The following is a 14,796-nucleotide window of genomic DNA, read 5'->3' as shown; positions in this document are numbered from 1 at the left end:
ACCATTATTATACAGGGAATTTATACAAAGTGCGGTCTCTTATAAGTTAACTTTTCAATGAAATGTGACTTTATATAAAAGAAAGGAATGGAAATATGACTGTTACTGGAAATTTAGTGGGCGAGGTAATGAAAGAAATTAGGGGCGACGAAACACAATTAAGATTCGGTTTTGACTTCGGTGTAGGGAGAGAGGCTATCTCCAAATATGAGAACGGCCGTAGTAAGGTACCAGCAGATATAAGTAAAAGTATCGTAGAGAAATTCGATGATCCCAAGTTCGCACTAGCAGTGCAGCACCAATATACAGGCACTGGACCAATTTGGCTAAACGGCCCAAATGTAGACCTTCATAGGTGTAGTGTTCGTGATAAAACGATAGAGGAATTGCAAGAAGCTATTGACGCAATTAAAAAAACGAGCCTATCAAAACCTAAGGAGGCGATAAGTTCATATGAGAAACAAAAAATGCTAGACATGATTGAAGAAGCTGTGGAGGCTCAAACTGCATTAGCTAACTTTATTGCTGTAATGACAGACCATATGGAAATTAGCTATACAGGGGTTTGGATGGACCATTACAAATATCTTCAAAAGGTAGGCTTTATTAAATGAATATAGATGAACAAATTGAGCGTGAAATTAGATGTATCGAAGATCTAACAGATGTAATCAAACTACACGTAAAAGCAGGTCGTATCAACATAGCAAAACAACTAGAACGAGACCTACATAATTCGTTAATACAACTAGATAAACTTCATAAGAAAAAAGAGTTATGGGCAACGGTTGCTGATTTAAACCAAAGAGGAATACTTGTTCAGGTGGTGAAGAAACTTGCGCATCAAGCCTAGAGCGTGGCGACACATGACACTAAAGCAGAGGTTAATATATGTACATTTCTTCTGTGATAAGAGGGTGTTGGAGAAGTTAAATGGCAATAAAAAAGCTGCTTAATCTGAGCGAAGATTAAACAGCGAGACAACATATACAAATCTATTATATCACAAATAAAACTAGATTGTTCAAATATATAAGTGCCAAGGGCACAGAGGGAGCTATTTATGAAAAGAAAATTTGAGGTCGAAGTAGTTAGAACAGATAAGTATGTAATCGAACTGGATGATGCAGTAATGGATGAAGCTTGGATGGAACAGTTCCGTAATGTTTTTTATGACTTTTATGACCTTGAAGAACATGCTGAACACATTGCTCAATTCCGTGCTCGTTTCAACAATGGTAGTTTCTATGGTGGCTTTATTGAAGGTTATGGGGAAATAGCGTTACAAGGCAAAGTAAAACAAGATGCTAAATGGCACTTTCCAGCTGTAAACATTGTAAAAGCTGATGAAGATAATGACATAGAAGTTGAAGTTACAGAAGTATAAAATCAGACGTTTGCGAGAGTTATCTCGCTCTCGTCAAGCAACTTACAGCACCGCCTCCCTACGGTTTAGCTTTGCCACTGTGAGTTGCTTGATGGGATGCCATCAGAAAGAAGGTGAGCACATGCGACAACTTATGGAAGTTGAAAATCCAATGGTGTTGGGAACGATTGAAACTGTAAATAGTGTACCTACATTTAGGTATATAGAAAGTGAATTTCGTGATCTTTACGGTAGTTTAATAGTTTTCAATGATGACTATATGGAGTTTTCGAATGGAGATATCGTTCATTTAGACAACATCCATACGTATTTAGAGGAGAACTACAATGCCAAGTTTTATACAAAAAAATAAACCACTACTCGTAATAGTGGCTTAGAAAAACAATTATTAATCAGATTTTAGCATAGGAGGGCAAGGGAATGGAAGCAGTTTCTACTTTAGAAATGGACCGCATTGAATGGCTTCAACTCCGAAAGAGTGGTATTGGCGGTTCGGATGCATCGGCAATCTTAGGTTTCAACAGATACAAATCAGCGTTTCAACTTTATATAGAAAAAACATCTGAACTTGTGGAGGAATCAGATAGCGAAGCTGCATACTGGGGCAACGTTCTTGAAGATGTAGTAGCTAAAGAGTTCGCAAAACGAACAGGTAAGAAAATTCGAAAAATCAATAGAATGCTACGTCACCCAAATCATTATTTCATGACTGCCAATCTAGATAGGGATGTTGTCGGAGAGAAAGCATTTTTGGAATGTAAAACAGCGAGCGAGTACCTAAAAGACAGCTGGAATGGTGAGGATGTTCCTGCAGCATACCTTTGTCAGTTACAACATTATCTAGCAGTCACTGGCTACGAAAAAGCCTATATCGCTGTATTAATCGGTGGTAACAAGTTCGTTTGGAAGGAAGTCGCTAGGGATGATGAATTTATTGAGTTGATGATACAACATGAGAAATCATTTTGGGAGAATCACGTACTAGCTAATGTTCCACCAGCTATTGATGGAAGTTCATCGGCATCAGAATTACTAGCCAAGATGTATCCGCAGGATGATGGTTCGGCCATTATGTTGGACGAGCAATCTAACACTTTAATTGAAGCTATTGAATCTATAAAAACAGAGGAAAAACAACTCGAAATGCAACGCAAAGAGTATGAGAATCAACTCAAAATGATGCTTGGAGAGTCTGCGGAAGGGCATTCTGATCGCTTTAAAGTGACCTATAAAACTATTACTTCAAGTCGTTTGGATAGCAAGCGATTGAAAGAAGAACAGCCAGCAATTTATGAAAAATATATCAAAGAGTCATTATCAAGACGCTTATCAATTAAGGAGGCTAACTAACAATGGCAACTACAACGGATTTAAAAGCTCAAATGCAACAGGCACCAACTGCACAACAGAAACCAAAAACAATTGATGATTACCTGAAACAAATGGCACCAGCAATGGCGCAAGCTTTACCAAAGCACATGGATGTAGATCGTTTAATGCGTTTGGCAATGACGACAATCCGTACAACACCAGCACTCAAAGATGCAGATGTTTCTAGTTTACTAGGTGCTGTTATGCAAGCTGCTCAACTTGGATTAGAACCAGGCTTAATGGGCCACTGTTACTTACTACCGTTCAAAAATAGCAAAAAGGGTATTACAGAGGTTCAATTCATTATCGGTTACAAAGGGATGATTGACCTTGCTAGACGAAGTGGTCATATCCAATCGATTTATGCTCATGCCGTGTATCAGAAAGACGAATTTGAGTATGAGCTAGGGTTAGACCCTAAATTAAAACACAAACCTTGTATGGATGAAGATAAAGGCAATTTTGTAGGAGCCTATGCGGTAGCTCATTTTAAGGATGGGGGTTATCAATTTGAGTTCATGTCAAAAGCCGAAATTGAGAAGCGTAAAGGTCGTTCGAAGGCTGCTAATTCATCGTATTCACCGTGGGCTACAGACTACGAGGAAATGGCGAAAAAGACCGTTGTACGACACATGTGGAAGTACCTACCGATTAGTGTGGAAATGCAACAGCAAGTAGCTTATGACGAGGGTACAGCACCAAAACGTGAAATGAAAGACATCACACCAGAAACAGAATTTTTCGTTGATGCACCAGAAATTGAAGTAGAAGTAGTAAATGAATAACGTACCCCACAAAGTCCTTCTGCCTGCTTGGATATTTGAGCAGGCGAGGGATAACGATGAAATCAGACGCTTGGTGCAGCAATACATGCAACGATACCCGAATTATAGGGTGCTCAAGGTTAGTGGTAGTTTTGCGGTTTGTGAGAGAGAACAACGACTTTTATAGGAGGAATGAAGATGAAATTAGATGGAAAATGGATGATTACTTTTGATGAAGAGGAGTGGGACCCAAATAATTTTGGTGAGTTTGATACGAAAGATGAAGCGATTGCTTTCATTAATGAAACAGGTGCAATTCAATTATTTGATATTTATCTAGATGAAATAGGGGACGAGCCAGATCCTGAACAAACAGGTGTAACTATTTACGTAGGGCAATGTCAAGGATTCGTGCCGTCTATAAACGTAGATACGGTGTTAGATGAAATTGCAGATAATGCTTCATGGGTTGGTGGAGACTATGCTGATGATTATTTACACCATGTTCCCAAAGATGCCCAAGAAGAACTAGAGGAAAAACTCAATTCAGTTTTAAGTGAGTGGATTGAAAAGCATCAATACCATCCTACATTTTATTCAATCGAGAACATTGAAACAATAGAGAAGTCTTTTGAAACTGTTGTTTAATATTGTGGGTTTTGTGAATAAGTCTGTGATTAAAAATTTGAATATTGAAAATATGGAGGGCGAACCATGCAAGTATTTCAACAAAACATCTTTGGAGGCGAGGATGAAATTATTTTTACTGTTCCTGTCATTGTTTTAAAGCACAAAGAAAAAGAAGGTCGTTATCTAGCTGCTGATATTGATGTAGCAGATTTTAGTGATCCAGATGGTGATATCACGATTGACGATATCCAAGACGCTTTCATCATAGTTCGGGATGATCGCCAAAAGCCAGGACAATCAGAAATTGATGAGGTAATAGCACATTCGGAGGCACATAAAGCATACATGCATGAAAAATTCGGTGATAGAGCTTCCATCAGCTATGATGTCGCAAAATGGCTTGAAACATATGAGCCAGTCAACATTGATATGCCAGTAGATAAGTTCAATGAGGCAGCATATGCAAACGACTGGGAGCCAGTGAAAACGTATTAGGAGGGGCGAGGGCAAATGGCTAAATACAGATACGTCTACACAACTTTTTGGAACGATCCTCGTGTGGTTGAGGAAATGACAGCAGAGGACAAGTACTTCTTCCTGTATTTGCTGACAAATGAAAGTACAACTCAAATTGGTATCTATCAAATTACTAAAAAACAAATAGCTTTTGATATGGGCTACTCAATGGAAAGTGCTGGTGCCTTGCTACAACGCTTTAGGGACCATCACAAGATCATTAAATACAACGAAGAAACTCGTGAGATAGCCATTAAAAATTGGGGGAAATACAACCTGAATCGTGGGGGCAAACCGATTCTTGATTGTGTGAAATCAGAGTTAAAAGAAGTGAAAGATACTTCATTGATTCGATGGGTAGGCGAAGGAATCTCGAATGATTCTGTACGTATCGTCTACGAGTCGTACTACGATACGGCCCACGATACGTATAACGATTCGTCAGAAAATGAAGAATCCAGTAATGATGCGGGTTCTTACGATACGTCAACGATACGTGGACAAAAAGAAAAAGAAAAAGAAAAAGAAAAAGAAAATAAAAAAGAAAAAGAAAAGAGAGAAGACAGTCACTCGTCGGTCTCTTCTCCTTCTTCTACTAATCCTTTTCTAGAAATAAAGAATGCATTTGATTCAATAATCCGAATTAGTAACTTTATGGATCATCGAAAGATGGACACGCTCTTAGAGTTGTATCCAGACCACCTACTCATTATCGAAGCTATCAAGCTTACTGCAGACTTAGGTAAATCAAGTATGGAGTATGTAAGAGGTATTCTTCATAATTGGTCTACTGAAAAAGGAGTTAAATCATACGCAGATTGGCAGGTGAAGATTGATGGAAAGAATGGGCGACCGAATGGCAGCAGTAATGGAGGAACTACGGGCTCGAAGCCAATTGTGTTCGGAGACTACAGTAGCTGAGGAACCTAATTATAACTGTCCCAAGTGTAAGGATGAAGGCGGTTATATGGTTCGCAAGAGAGCTGGAGAAACGACGCTAGTACGTGATGGTGAACAGTTAGTAGAAAGAATCTTGAAGTTTGATTCGGATGAATGGCAACAATGTGAGTGCGCTAAATTGCGTCAACTCAATCGCTTAATCAAATCTAGCGCCATTACAGAAGAGTTTCAAAAAATGAGTTTTAAAAACTTCTCGACCGACGGTGTACATCCGAAAGTCGTTGAAATGAAAAGCAAGGCTAATCAATATTTCAGGGCTTTTGACGAGATTAAAGGCTACCGACAAAACAGCATTATGCTAATTGGACAACCTGGTTGCGGCAAAACACATTTGCTAACGGCTATCTCTAATTATCTGATTCATACAAAGCAAGAGCCGGTTCTCTATTTTCCTTACAAGGATGGAATGAACAATCTTGCTGCTAACAACTTTGAACGTAAAAACGAAATCATGGACCGCATGAAGGAAATTGATGTGCTGTTTATTGATGATCTGTTCAAGCCAATTGGTGGAAAGGTTGATGTGAAGCCTTGGCAAGCTGAATCAATCTTTGAAGTGGTGAATTATCGCTACCTAAACAATAAACCATTACTTGTATCAAGCGAATTGTCATTAGATGACATGCTTTACATCGACGAGGCGTTAACAAGCAGGCTGTTTGAAATGGCACAGGATTTTACAGTAACGATTCCAAAGGATATGAAAGTGAACTACCGATTACGTAAGGTATTTGAAAATAAGTGAGGGGCAACAGCCCCTTGATGGAGGGTGAAGGGATGAAAGAAGATATTCAGTTTTTGAAGGACTTACAAGCTCAAATGAAATGGGAAGATGAAAATGATTATGACAGCCAAGCAGCACCTAGATTTTGGGTAGTTATGGACTATAAAAAAGAGCCTTGTTGGTCGGAAAATGCTGACGAGTGGGTGGTGTATGTACCAGGCGACTGCAAGGAATACCGCAATACAAAAGAAAGCATTTTAGAAATTATCGAAAATCATGAATTAGGTGATGGAGCGTTAGGAAACTGGGAAGAAGAAACTGAAATTCTAGCCAATGAAGAAGGTGGTTTTTACGATGATGACGAGTTTCTCGATTGGATTAAGACTTACATTAACGATGAAGCGTATCTAGTGCCACAACATGAAGTGGAATTTATCGTCCCAAATACGATGTTTCTTACTAAAGAAGAAGCTAAGCGTCACATTGAGAACAATAGACACCACTACACTTCAAAAGCACACACATACGCCATGACAGCTTGGCGAGCACCAAAAGTGGAACGATTACTCAATATCTTGATGTCTTTTGATTGGGATTCCGTGCAAGTGAAGGAGGCTGTGAATGGATGATGAATCAAGAACAGTTGAATGCCATTAAAGAACGTGTGGCGAAGGCTACGCCTGGACCATGGGAAATTGATAGAAATTCAGATGATAGCGACTTTATTACAGATATATGGTTTAACCAAGACGGAGATCATGTTGAGGTTCATGATAAATCGATATTTCAATCAGTTCTGAATGCCAAATTTATAGCATGTGCTCGAGACGATGTGCCAGCGCTTGTTGCAGAGGTTGAGAGGTTACGTGAAGCACTTCAAACGATAGCTGAACATAACATCTTCACCACACCGCAAGTTGATATTAAGGATTTTGCACGTCAAGCACTGGATGGTGAAGCTCATGAATGAACAATTCCTAATCGACCAAATCATTCTATACCTTGGACAACATCAACGCTTTGGAGGCAAACAAAACGAAACCATGGCTTATAAGCGCTTGGAGCAACTACGAGCATTAAAAGGGCTGAAAGATGCTGACGAGGCTACAGATTATCTCATTATGAAAATGGAAGGGGCGTTGGCTGCATGAGAAAACGTAACGGCATCCCAATCGACATACCTAGTGCTCGTAAGAAGGCTGTAAAGGATAAAGTTCTAAAACATCCTGAATACAACCAGTACAACGTATATGTAACGATGTTCAAACATGAGGACGGTCAAAATGTCTGGACAATTGTTCCGATAGCGCATCCAGTTTTTAAAGAGTTGAAAAAGACAGGGTATCGGATTATTGAGAAGTGGGATAAGAGGGAGGTTTCGGCATGAGTAGAGAGATTAAGTTTAAGGCTTGGATGGAAAATAAAATGCTTTCGCATGAAGATTTGGTGGATATGGATCAAGAATTTTATGCAATGTATACGATTTTAACGGAACCACAAGAGGATATCACTTTTATGCAATATACAGGTTTGAAGGACAAGCATGGTACGGAGATTTTTGAGGGAGATATTGTTCAGTTCAAATCAATTAGAGACATTATCGAACGTTATGAGGTTGAATATACAAACTACGGAGAATGGGCTATAGGTATGCATCGATTGTCAATGAGATTTAAGAGTTGTGAAGTAATCGGGAATATTTATGAACACAGTCATCTACTGGAGGGTACTGCATGATCAACCGAGTCGTTTTAGTTGGTCGCCTTACAAAAGATATTGATCTTTCATATACACCACAAGGAATTGCCAAGGCTCAATTTACGTTAGCAGTTAACAGATCGTTTGCTAATCAGAGTGGCGAGAGAGAAGCAGATTTTATCCAGATTCAAGCTTGGAGAAAACAGGCGGAGAATGCAGCTAACTTTTTGAAGAAAGGCTCATTGGTTGGGATTGATGGAAAGATACAAACTGGTTCGTATCAGAGAGACGGGCAAAGAATCTATTTTACGAACGTTGTAGCAGATAGTATCCAATTCTTAGAGCCAAGAAACAGCACAGGAAGCTTGCAGGGCACATCAAACCACGAATCTAGTACAAATACAGGTGGACAGTATCAAGGCAGTTCACAGGGGCAATATGGCGGTAATAACAACCAGCCAAATTATACGAGAGTGGATGAAGATCCGTTTGCAAATAGTAAGGGACCGATTGAGGTTAATTCTGACGATTTACCTTTCTAAGGAGTGATTACTGATGATAACAAAACGACCTACTAAGAAAATCATTGGAGCTAAAACAAGAGAAAAGCTACAAAAACAAATCAAAGCAGAAGCAAAGAGCCATTGGTATCAAATCAGTGAAATTAAATTCTTTGAATATGAGGCACGGCCTTATCAAGTTTTAATGAAATTCGGAAAAGGGGCAGTGAAATGAACTCAAGATCACCACTAATATGGTTCGGAGGCAAAGGAAAACAAGCTGATCTGATCATTAGCAAAATGCCAAGCCATAAAGTTTATGTTGAGCCATTCGGTGGGGCAGCGCATGTCATTTCCAGAAAACCAAGGATCAATCATGAGGTATATAACGATATTGATGGAATAGTAGTGAATTTCATTATGCAGAGCATCGAGAATACAGATCGTTTGATTGAGACATGCCAGAAATTGCCTTATAGCAGAGAGTTATATGACAAATGGCGAAAAGAACCACTGCCAACGGATCCATTCCAGAAGGCCGTTAGATTCTTTTACTTAAATAGATCAGCAATATCAAAAGGTAATGCAGAAGAAGTGCCCAATACAGGTTGGCGGCATAGCACCAGCTCGAGTCAAAATCCTGCAAAGGGTTATGTAAATGCATGCAAGGCCATTAGAAACTTTGCGAAACGAATGCAGGGTGTAATGATCGAACACAAAGATTATAAAGAAATCATAACAAAATATGATTCAAAAGAAGCCTTATTTTATATCGACCCACCTTACATCGGCCGTGAAAAGTTTTATGCTGGAGGATTTTCTTTAGAGGACCATTACGAACTTGCTGAACTACTGAATCAAGTCCAAGGTAAAGTAATGTTGAGTTATTATGACGATCTGATCCTTCATGAAATTTATAAAGGGTGGCGCGTTGAAAAACACCAAACTTTTAAGCAAGTGGTGGGTGGCCAGAACTTAGGGGCAGATGCAGAAGAATTACTTTTAATGAATTTTGAAATAAAGCAATTAAGTATTTTTGATTATTAAATACACGCTGCTGGTAGAACGACATTAGGTTATTTTATCAGCAGACTTCTAAGAGTGCTGACAGGAGGTAAACATGAACGTACTCACATTTGAAATACCAGGAGTTATTCAACCACAAGAGCGACCTCGCTTTAGTAGACATGGCAAGAAAGTAATCACACATGATGCACCTAAAAGCAAGAATTTCAAAGACTTTGTAAAGCTCGTAGCATGGCAAAATAAGCCGTCTGAATTGATTACAGAGCCAATTAAACTACAAGCTGATATTTATCTCATGCCACCACAAAAATATCGAACAGGGCCAAAGAGGGCACTAATAGCTAGTGGTGAATTGCGTCCTACGACAAAGCCTGATCTCGATAACTTGATTAAGGGCATTAAGGATGGGTGTAACAAAGTTATTTGGAATGATGATTCCCAAATCGTTGAGATGAATGTACGGAAGTTTTATTCAGAGCAGCCGAGGGCAGAGGTGACAATTGAATGGCACCAAAAGTAGAGAATCGGTACATCTTGTTCACTGGTGAGGTTCATGAATCGGTTAAGTTTGATTTTACAATTCAACAAATAGGAACCTTCATAGCTATGTGGAATCAAGGATATCCAATTAACGAGATAGCTCAGAAGCTTAATGCAAGTAAGGTGAGCGTGGCATTGATTGCAATGGACCTTGAAATGGCTGAACGTATTCGGCCAATGGCTGGTGGGTTGTTAGGGAAGAGGAAAGTGGTTAGTTGAAAGATATTGCACAGGAGAGTGATTAACATGTATCCGTTTTATATAGGTGAAGAAAAAGTATGTATTTTATCATGGAAACCTTCTGTTAATGATGTTTTTAAAGATGGTAAAACAAATAAATGGTATCGCGTAACAACAGTAATGGGCGGAAGAGGCAGAATATGTTGGGGGCGAGAAACGATAGCACCAGATAGATATGATTACTAAACGCAAGAAAGAAAATGTGCAGTAAAGGAGGTAGCAAAAGTGAAGCAATTAAGCTTATTTAGAGAAATAATTGTAGACAATTTCGCTGGTGGTGGTGGCGCAAGTACAGGTATTGAAATGGCAACAGGAATGAGTGTCGATATTGCAATAAATCATGACCCAGCTGCTATTGAGATGCACAAACTTAATCATCCAGATACCGAACATTACTGTGAATCAGTATGGGATGTTGATCCCAAGGAAGCATGTAGAGGTCGAAGAGTGGGGCTTGCGTGGTTTAGCCCTGACTGTACACATCACTCAAAAGCAAAAGGCGGTAAGCCAGTTAGACAAGAAATTAGAGGTCTTGCTTGGGTTGCTGTTAAATGGGCATTGGCTGTAAAACCTAGAGTAATTATGTTGGAAAATGTTGAAGAATTTAAAGACTGGGGACCAATCGAAAATGGAAAACCCGTTAAGGAATTGAAGGGCAAAACGTTTCAAAGTTTTGTAAAAGCATTGGAATCACTAGGGTACGAGGTGGAATTTAGAGAGTTACATGCCTGTGATTATGGCGCACCTACTATCCGTAAAAGATTCTTTATGATTGCTAGATGTGACAAACAGCCTATCGTTTGGCCTGAGCCTACACACGGAGATCCGCAATCGCCAGCTGTACAGTTAGGTAAATTAAAACCTTGGCGTACAGCAAGTGAAATAATTGATTGGAGTATTGGTGCACCATCTATATTTGATCGAAAGAAACCATTAGTACCTAACACACTAAAACGTATTGAAAAGGGTTTACAGCGCTTTGTAATAGATGCAGAAAAGCCTTTTATGGTTCCAGATGAGCATAAAGCAGCCTTTTTAATCAGTTATTATACAGAGCAATCAGAAAAAGAAGTTAGAGGATTGTCATTAAACACACCACTTCATACAATCACAGCTGGTGGCAATAGATTTGGACTTGTGACAGCATTTTTAACCAAATATTATGGACAAAGCACAGCACAAGGACTAAATGAACCTTTGCACACAATCACTACTAAGGATCGTTTCGCATTAACAGCAGTTCGCACTAATGGCTATCATGTTACTGACATCGGGTTACGAATGTTACAACCCCATGAGCTATTTGCAGGACAAGGATTTCCAAGTAACTATCAGCACCCTGGGAAGAAAGTTGAGCAGATTAAAAGAGTAGGAAACAGTGTGCCTCCTCCATTACCTGATGCATTAGTGAGAGCTAATTTACCCGAAATGTGTGCAGGTAGTAGTCGTTATGCAGTTGGAGTATAGAGGTTACTGAACACTTTGAGGAAAATAGTTAGTCTGATAGAAATTTTCTACCAGACTAACGTTTTAACAACAAAGATTAATAGGCATGCGAGAACGGTATATCGAACGACACTGAATGACAGTACGAACTCTAGTAAGGCTTCAAAAGAGTTACGAATAAACCGTATAGCCAGACCCACAAATCCCGCAATAATAATACAAACTAAATAGAATTGGAAAGGGTTTGTATCTATTAAAGAAAATAACTTATCCATATTTCACCTTCTTTCAATTTTAGAAAATTATAACAAATTATTAGTTTGAAAGCACGAAAAAGCCGCAGCGTTTGCAGACGCTACAGCTCGAATTGGTTTATGCCCTTTGATGGTGTTCACAACTCTAGTATATCACACCGTAGGAGGGCAAACCTATGAAACAAGGGCAAACACAAGAAATAAAAAAGTATATGGTAGATCAATGGTTGAAAGATTATCACTGGATGGTTGAACAAATTAGATTAGGAAAAATGCAGAATGAACTTGCAAAAGATATTGAGTACGATGGCGCTAAAGTAGCCGCATATGGAATCGAGGCAACATTACCAAAAGCCAGTGGAGGAACTAGTGATCCAGTTAGTTATGAAGCAACAAGACGTTCACAATTTTATGTAAAAAGAGTTTTGCGTTATGAATGGAAAGTTAGGGAAATCCAAAAAAGAGCAAGCAATGTTACAGGAGAACGTGAAATATTCGTGCTTAATTGTATCCTAGATGGATTTTCATTGCGTAAAATAGGGCAAACAATGGGACTATCAGAAGCAACAATTAGACGACTAAAAGAAAATATTTTAGAAATGATGTCGGAAGTTAAATGTCGCATATGACGCAAAAAACGCATATGACGAATTGTTGAAATGGTATATTTTTCACATGTAAACTTAAGGGGAGGTCGGACAGGTAAATGTTTCTTCTCTTGGTATTTATAAAAACCTAAATATTAGGGAAAGACAGACCGACGACCTACCCGCGCTGAACAAATTCGTTCGGAGCAAGACATACACGGCCGGCCCATATTTTTAAAGAGATATAGGGAACAGGCAAATAAAACTGAAGGAGTGGTTTATATGTGAACTTCGTCCACTTTCCATAATTTCAGTCAAACTTACTACATCAACAAGTGCACGGAAATGCACTATAAAACTAGAACACAATTCGTTACAAAATAACGTGGTGTCGCTCTACCACGAGTCGCAAGTGAGCTCTCTATAATTAAATATTTTTTCCTAAAAACGGCCTTCGTCCTGAATTGGGATGGAGGTTTTTATAGTAAATATTGATTCTAATATATATGGAGTTTGAATAAGTATTAATAGTTCATTAAAAAGGGTATAGGGAGAAAAGAGAAGTTTGATTTTAAAATATTATCAAATTAAGGAAGGGCATTTTAGCAAAGATTTAATTATCAAATAAGGGATTATTTACAAATATTTATAGATTTCTGTGGATAACTTATATATTATGTATTAATATATATAATATATATTTATATTTATATATATATTTATAAAATATAGATTTATATATTTATATATATTTATAGATTTATATACTTATAGATTAATCTCTAGAGAATCTTATTTGAAATTTGTAATTAAATCTTGGTTTATTTGTCGACAAAATAGAAAAAATATTTCTAAGGAGTTGATAAGTATGGAACAAGATGATAAAGAATTGCAAAATTTAGAAGGTAATCAAAAGAGCAATGAAAAGAATGGGGATAATGATATGGCAATTATCGAAAAGGAGTTGAGGGACATGCAAAAACTACAACAAAAGCGTACCCTTACACGTGAACAATTGAGAAAAGCTCTTATCAAAGAAACAATTAAAGATAATTATTCTGCAATAGAGAGACTTTCAAGAACTTAATTTATGGAAGAAATCGTGTATTTAGAAGCTTTGGATATTTATGATGCTCATAAAATCGGTTTTGAGAAATTTGGTGGAACAATATATCATGTAGACAAACCATGTATTGGTAATAGAGCGATTGAACCTCAAACTGAGTATTATGGGGAGGAGCAGTATCCTGGTTTATTTAAAAAAGCAGCAGTTTATATGTTGAAAATAAATATCTCACATTGTTTTAAAGATGGAAATAAAAGGGCATCTATAATCTCAACAGATTTGTTCTTAAAATATAATGGGTATAAATTTAATGTATCAGATGATGATCTGTATGAATTTGCTTTGTTAATTGGTAATCATGATACTAGGCCAACATTAGAGGAAGTTGAGCAGTGGATAATAAAAAATGTTGTACCATATGAAATTAATGAAGAGGAACTCTGGGATTTACTATAGTAATTTATAGTAGAAGAGTTCCTTTTAATTTTAGTCAAAAAAAGTGAACAAATTACATAAGTATGGGCTGCCGATTATAAATTGGCGGCTTTTTTTCTTTTGCTTTGAAAACTGCATCAAACAGCCAGAACACTTTGTGATTAGAGGGCAGAGTTTGGTGTGGTTTTGAGAGCAAAAAGTTATTACATATATTTCATCTTCTGGTTTATGATTGAATGGCAGGAGGTGGGAATATGAATCTTATAGAGTCGGTATCCGAAATCTCAAAACAATACGCTGAAAAGGTAGAAAAGTTTTCAACTTTCGTATTAAAGGATAGAGATATTCACGGCGGCCTAAATTTTGAAGAAGAAATTAGAGAGATTTGGATTAATAATGGTATGTGGAAAATTAGAGAGTATACAGAACAAACTATACAGCCTGATTACGGACAAACCATTAGTAAGAAAGAAGATATACATGTAAGAGAATTAAGTAACGAAAGTTTAATTAGCTTGATGACTGACGGGACTTTAACTACACATGAGGTTTATCAAATAACAGGAAAAATAGTTAAAGAACTGAATTTATCTAGCCTTTAAGAAACATCCCTCGGGGTGTTTTTTATTTTGCCCTGAAAAGTGAGTATCGA

26 protein-coding genes are annotated in these 14,796 nt (G+C 37.9%); all 26 read left to right on the top strand.

The genetic code is table 11. The features are described 5' to 3' along the window. Positions 1-128: 128 nt before the first annotated feature. The 26 genes from RCJ95_RS11215 to RCJ95_RS11090 all read left to right on the top strand — a co-directional run bounded on the left by RCJ95_RS11215 (position 129) and on the right by RCJ95_RS11090 (position 14,746). Complete coding sequence (locus tag RCJ95_RS11215; protein WP_241490010.1) at positions 129-614, top strand: helix-turn-helix domain-containing protein; 486 nt, start codon at positions 129-131, stop codon at positions 612-614. Then, positions 611-853, top strand: coding sequence for a hypothetical protein (locus tag RCJ95_RS11210; RefSeq protein ID WP_446722320.1), 243 nt, complete (start codon positions 611-613; stop codon positions 851-853). Before RCJ95_RS11215 ends, RCJ95_RS11210 begins: the two co-directional genes overlap by 4 nt. Positions 854-1,063: 210 nt before the next feature. Then, positions 1,064-1,387, top strand: coding sequence for a hypothetical protein (locus RCJ95_RS11205; RefSeq protein ID WP_446722319.1), 324 nt, complete (start codon positions 1,064-1,066; stop codon positions 1,385-1,387). A gap of 121 nt (positions 1,388-1,508) precedes the next feature. Next, a complete protein-coding gene (locus RCJ95_RS11200; RefSeq protein WP_446722318.1) occupies positions 1,509-1,739 on the top strand; it encodes a YqaI family protein in 231 nt (76 codons plus the stop codon). Positions 1,740-1,807: 68 nt separating this feature from the next. Continuing rightward, positions 1,808-2,737, top strand: coding sequence for a YqaJ viral recombinase family nuclease (locus tag RCJ95_RS11195; RefSeq protein WP_446722317.1), 930 nt, complete (start codon positions 1,808-1,810; stop codon positions 2,735-2,737). A 2-nt stretch (positions 2,738-2,739) separates the two neighbouring features. Next, on the top strand, positions 2,740-3,543 hold the full coding sequence (gene recT, locus RCJ95_RS11190; RefSeq protein ID WP_446722316.1) for a recombination protein RecT: 804 nt from the start codon (positions 2,740-2,742) through the stop codon (positions 3,541-3,543). A 177-nt stretch (positions 3,544-3,720) separates the two neighbouring features. Beyond that, entirely contained in the window at positions 3,721-4,170 is a 450-nt protein-coding gene (locus RCJ95_RS11185; RefSeq protein ID WP_446722315.1) for a hypothetical protein, read from the top strand. A gap of 66 nt (positions 4,171-4,236) precedes the next feature. Further along, positions 4,237-4,647, top strand: coding sequence for a hypothetical protein (locus RCJ95_RS11180; RefSeq protein WP_446722314.1), 411 nt, complete (start codon positions 4,237-4,239; stop codon positions 4,645-4,647). 15 nt (positions 4,648-4,662) lie between these two features. Beyond that, positions 4,663-5,589 carry a DnaD domain protein gene (locus tag RCJ95_RS11175; protein WP_446722313.1) on the top strand — a complete coding sequence of 309 codons (927 nt, stop codon included), beginning with the start codon at positions 4,663-4,665 and terminating at the stop codon, positions 5,587-5,589. Continuing rightward, positions 5,504-6,373 (top strand): DnaA ATPase domain-containing protein, encoded by an 870-nt coding sequence (locus tag RCJ95_RS11170; RefSeq protein WP_446722312.1) that lies wholly within the window; start codon positions 5,504-5,506, stop codon positions 6,371-6,373. The genes RCJ95_RS11175 and RCJ95_RS11170 overlap by 86 nt, the downstream gene beginning before the upstream one ends. 32 nt (positions 6,374-6,405) lie before the next feature. Beyond that, on the top strand, positions 6,406-6,981 hold the full coding sequence (locus RCJ95_RS11165; protein WP_446722311.1) for a hypothetical protein: 576 nt from the start codon (positions 6,406-6,408) through the stop codon (positions 6,979-6,981). Continuing rightward, complete coding sequence (locus RCJ95_RS11160; RefSeq protein WP_446722310.1) at positions 6,978-7,322, top strand: hypothetical protein; 345 nt, start codon at positions 6,978-6,980, stop codon at positions 7,320-7,322. The genes RCJ95_RS11165 and RCJ95_RS11160 overlap by 4 nt, the downstream gene beginning before the upstream one ends. Next, entirely contained in the window at positions 7,315-7,503 is a 189-nt protein-coding gene (locus RCJ95_RS11155; RefSeq protein ID WP_446722309.1) for a hypothetical protein, read from the top strand. Before RCJ95_RS11160 ends, RCJ95_RS11155 begins: the two co-directional genes overlap by 8 nt. Beyond that, the gene (locus RCJ95_RS11150; protein ID WP_446722308.1) at positions 7,500-7,739 is read left to right on the top strand and encodes a hypothetical protein; all 240 of its coding nucleotides are present in this window, start codon (positions 7,500-7,502) and stop codon (positions 7,737-7,739) included. Before RCJ95_RS11155 ends, RCJ95_RS11150 begins: the two co-directional genes overlap by 4 nt. Continuing rightward, complete coding sequence (locus RCJ95_RS11145; protein WP_446722307.1) at positions 7,736-8,089, top strand: YopX family protein; 354 nt, start codon at positions 7,736-7,738, stop codon at positions 8,087-8,089. The genes RCJ95_RS11150 and RCJ95_RS11145 overlap by 4 nt, the downstream gene beginning before the upstream one ends. Continuing rightward, complete coding sequence (ssb, locus tag RCJ95_RS11140) at positions 8,086-8,592, top strand: single-stranded DNA-binding protein (RefSeq protein ID WP_446722306.1); 507 nt, start codon at positions 8,086-8,088, stop codon at positions 8,590-8,592. The genes RCJ95_RS11145 and ssb overlap by 4 nt, the downstream gene beginning before the upstream one ends. Before the next feature lie 13 nt (positions 8,593-8,605). Continuing rightward, entirely contained in the window at positions 8,606-8,785 is a 180-nt protein-coding gene (locus RCJ95_RS11135) for a hypothetical protein (protein WP_446722305.1), read from the top strand. After that, positions 8,782-9,597: a DNA adenine methylase gene (locus tag RCJ95_RS11130; protein WP_446722304.1), complete on the top strand. Its 816-nt coding sequence runs from the start codon at positions 8,782-8,784 to the stop codon at positions 9,595-9,597. Before RCJ95_RS11135 ends, RCJ95_RS11130 begins: the two co-directional genes overlap by 4 nt. Before the next feature lie 73 nt (positions 9,598-9,670). After that, on the top strand, positions 9,671-10,096 hold the full coding sequence (locus tag RCJ95_RS11125; RefSeq protein ID WP_446722303.1) for a RusA family crossover junction endodeoxyribonuclease: 426 nt from the start codon (positions 9,671-9,673) through the stop codon (positions 10,094-10,096). Beyond that, entirely contained in the window at positions 10,081-10,335 is a 255-nt protein-coding gene (locus tag RCJ95_RS11120; RefSeq protein WP_446722302.1) for a hypothetical protein, read from the top strand. The genes RCJ95_RS11125 and RCJ95_RS11120 overlap by 16 nt, the downstream gene beginning before the upstream one ends. Positions 10,336-10,362: 27 nt before the next feature. Next, a complete protein-coding gene (locus RCJ95_RS11115) occupies positions 10,363-10,542 on the top strand; it encodes a hypothetical protein (RefSeq protein WP_446722301.1) in 180 nt (59 codons plus the stop codon). 39 nt (positions 10,543-10,581) lie between these two features. Beyond that, positions 10,582-11,823: a DNA cytosine methyltransferase gene (locus RCJ95_RS11110; protein WP_446722300.1), complete on the top strand. Its 1,242-nt coding sequence runs from the start codon at positions 10,582-10,584 to the stop codon at positions 11,821-11,823. Positions 11,824-12,232: 409 nt separating this feature from the next. Next, positions 12,233-12,685 carry a LuxR C-terminal-related transcriptional regulator gene (locus tag RCJ95_RS11105; protein WP_446722299.1) on the top strand — a complete coding sequence of 151 codons (453 nt, stop codon included), beginning with the start codon at positions 12,233-12,235 and terminating at the stop codon, positions 12,683-12,685. Between the two features lie 826 nt (positions 12,686-13,511). Beyond that, positions 13,512-13,730 (top strand): hypothetical protein, encoded by a 219-nt coding sequence (locus RCJ95_RS11100; RefSeq protein WP_446722298.1) that lies wholly within the window; start codon positions 13,512-13,514, stop codon positions 13,728-13,730. A 3-nt stretch (positions 13,731-13,733) separates the two neighbouring features. Continuing rightward, complete coding sequence (locus tag RCJ95_RS11095) at positions 13,734-14,165, top strand: type II toxin-antitoxin system death-on-curing family toxin (RefSeq protein ID WP_446722297.1); 432 nt, start codon at positions 13,734-13,736, stop codon at positions 14,163-14,165. Between the two features lie 233 nt (positions 14,166-14,398). Beyond that, positions 14,399-14,746, top strand: a complete 348-nt coding sequence (locus tag RCJ95_RS11090; RefSeq protein ID WP_446722296.1) for a hypothetical protein — start codon at positions 14,399-14,401, stop codon at positions 14,744-14,746. The last annotated feature ends 50 nt before the right edge of the window (positions 14,747-14,796 follow it).

The organism is Lysinibacillus sp. BSL11, assembly GCF_052928325.1.
Note: the sequence above shows the minus strand (reverse complement) of the source record. Positions and strands in the feature narration are given on the sequence as shown.

Excerpts from the sequence above, each read along its gene's own strand:
- RCJ95_RS11215 (WP_241490010.1), top strand. The coding sequence starts at position 129 with ATGAAAGAAATTAGGGGCGACGAAACACAATTAAGATTCGGTTTTGAC.
- RCJ95_RS11210 (WP_446722320.1), top strand. The coding sequence starts at position 611 with ATGAATATAGATGAACAAATTGAGCGTGAAATTAGATGTATCGAAGAT.
- RCJ95_RS11205 (WP_446722319.1), top strand. The coding sequence starts at position 1,064 with ATGAAAAGAAAATTTGAGGTCGAAGTAGTTAGAACAGATAAGTATGTA.
- RCJ95_RS11200 (WP_446722318.1), top strand. The coding sequence starts at position 1,509 with ATGCGACAACTTATGGAAGTTGAAAATCCAATGGTGTTGGGAACGATT.
- RCJ95_RS11195 (WP_446722317.1), top strand. The coding sequence starts at position 1,808 with ATGGAAGCAGTTTCTACTTTAGAAATGGACCGCATTGAATGGCTTCAA.
- recT (WP_446722316.1), top strand. The coding sequence starts at position 2,740 with ATGGCAACTACAACGGATTTAAAAGCTCAAATGCAACAGGCACCAACT.
- RCJ95_RS11185 (WP_446722315.1), top strand. The coding sequence starts at position 3,721 with ATGAAATTAGATGGAAAATGGATGATTACTTTTGATGAAGAGGAGTGG.
- RCJ95_RS11180 (WP_446722314.1), top strand. The coding sequence starts at position 4,237 with ATGCAAGTATTTCAACAAAACATCTTTGGAGGCGAGGATGAAATTATT.
- RCJ95_RS11175 (WP_446722313.1), top strand. The coding sequence starts at position 4,663 with ATGGCTAAATACAGATACGTCTACACAACTTTTTGGAACGATCCTCGT.
- RCJ95_RS11170 (WP_446722312.1), top strand. The coding sequence starts at position 5,504 with ATGGAAAGAATGGGCGACCGAATGGCAGCAGTAATGGAGGAACTACGG.
- RCJ95_RS11165 (WP_446722311.1), top strand. The coding sequence starts at position 6,406 with ATGAAAGAAGATATTCAGTTTTTGAAGGACTTACAAGCTCAAATGAAA.
- RCJ95_RS11160 (WP_446722310.1), top strand. The coding sequence starts at position 6,978 with ATGATGAATCAAGAACAGTTGAATGCCATTAAAGAACGTGTGGCGAAG.
- RCJ95_RS11155 (WP_446722309.1), top strand. The coding sequence starts at position 7,315 with ATGAATGAACAATTCCTAATCGACCAAATCATTCTATACCTTGGACAA.
- RCJ95_RS11150 (WP_446722308.1), top strand. The coding sequence starts at position 7,500 with ATGAGAAAACGTAACGGCATCCCAATCGACATACCTAGTGCTCGTAAG.
- RCJ95_RS11145 (WP_446722307.1), top strand. The coding sequence starts at position 7,736 with ATGAGTAGAGAGATTAAGTTTAAGGCTTGGATGGAAAATAAAATGCTT.
- ssb (WP_446722306.1), top strand. The coding sequence starts at position 8,086 with ATGATCAACCGAGTCGTTTTAGTTGGTCGCCTTACAAAAGATATTGAT.
- RCJ95_RS11135 (WP_446722305.1), top strand. The coding sequence starts at position 8,606 with ATGATAACAAAACGACCTACTAAGAAAATCATTGGAGCTAAAACAAGA.
- RCJ95_RS11130 (WP_446722304.1), top strand. The coding sequence starts at position 8,782 with ATGAACTCAAGATCACCACTAATATGGTTCGGAGGCAAAGGAAAACAA.
- RCJ95_RS11125 (WP_446722303.1), top strand. The coding sequence starts at position 9,671 with ATGAACGTACTCACATTTGAAATACCAGGAGTTATTCAACCACAAGAG.
- RCJ95_RS11120 (WP_446722302.1), top strand. The coding sequence starts at position 10,081 with ATGGCACCAAAAGTAGAGAATCGGTACATCTTGTTCACTGGTGAGGTT.
- RCJ95_RS11115 (WP_446722301.1), top strand. The coding sequence starts at position 10,363 with ATGTATCCGTTTTATATAGGTGAAGAAAAAGTATGTATTTTATCATGG.
- RCJ95_RS11105 (WP_446722299.1), top strand. The coding sequence starts at position 12,233 with ATGAAACAAGGGCAAACACAAGAAATAAAAAAGTATATGGTAGATCAA.
- RCJ95_RS11100 (WP_446722298.1), top strand. The coding sequence starts at position 13,512 with ATGGAACAAGATGATAAAGAATTGCAAAATTTAGAAGGTAATCAAAAG.
- RCJ95_RS11095 (WP_446722297.1), top strand. The coding sequence starts at position 13,734 with ATGGAAGAAATCGTGTATTTAGAAGCTTTGGATATTTATGATGCTCAT.
- RCJ95_RS11090 (WP_446722296.1), top strand. The coding sequence starts at position 14,399 with ATGAATCTTATAGAGTCGGTATCCGAAATCTCAAAACAATACGCTGAA.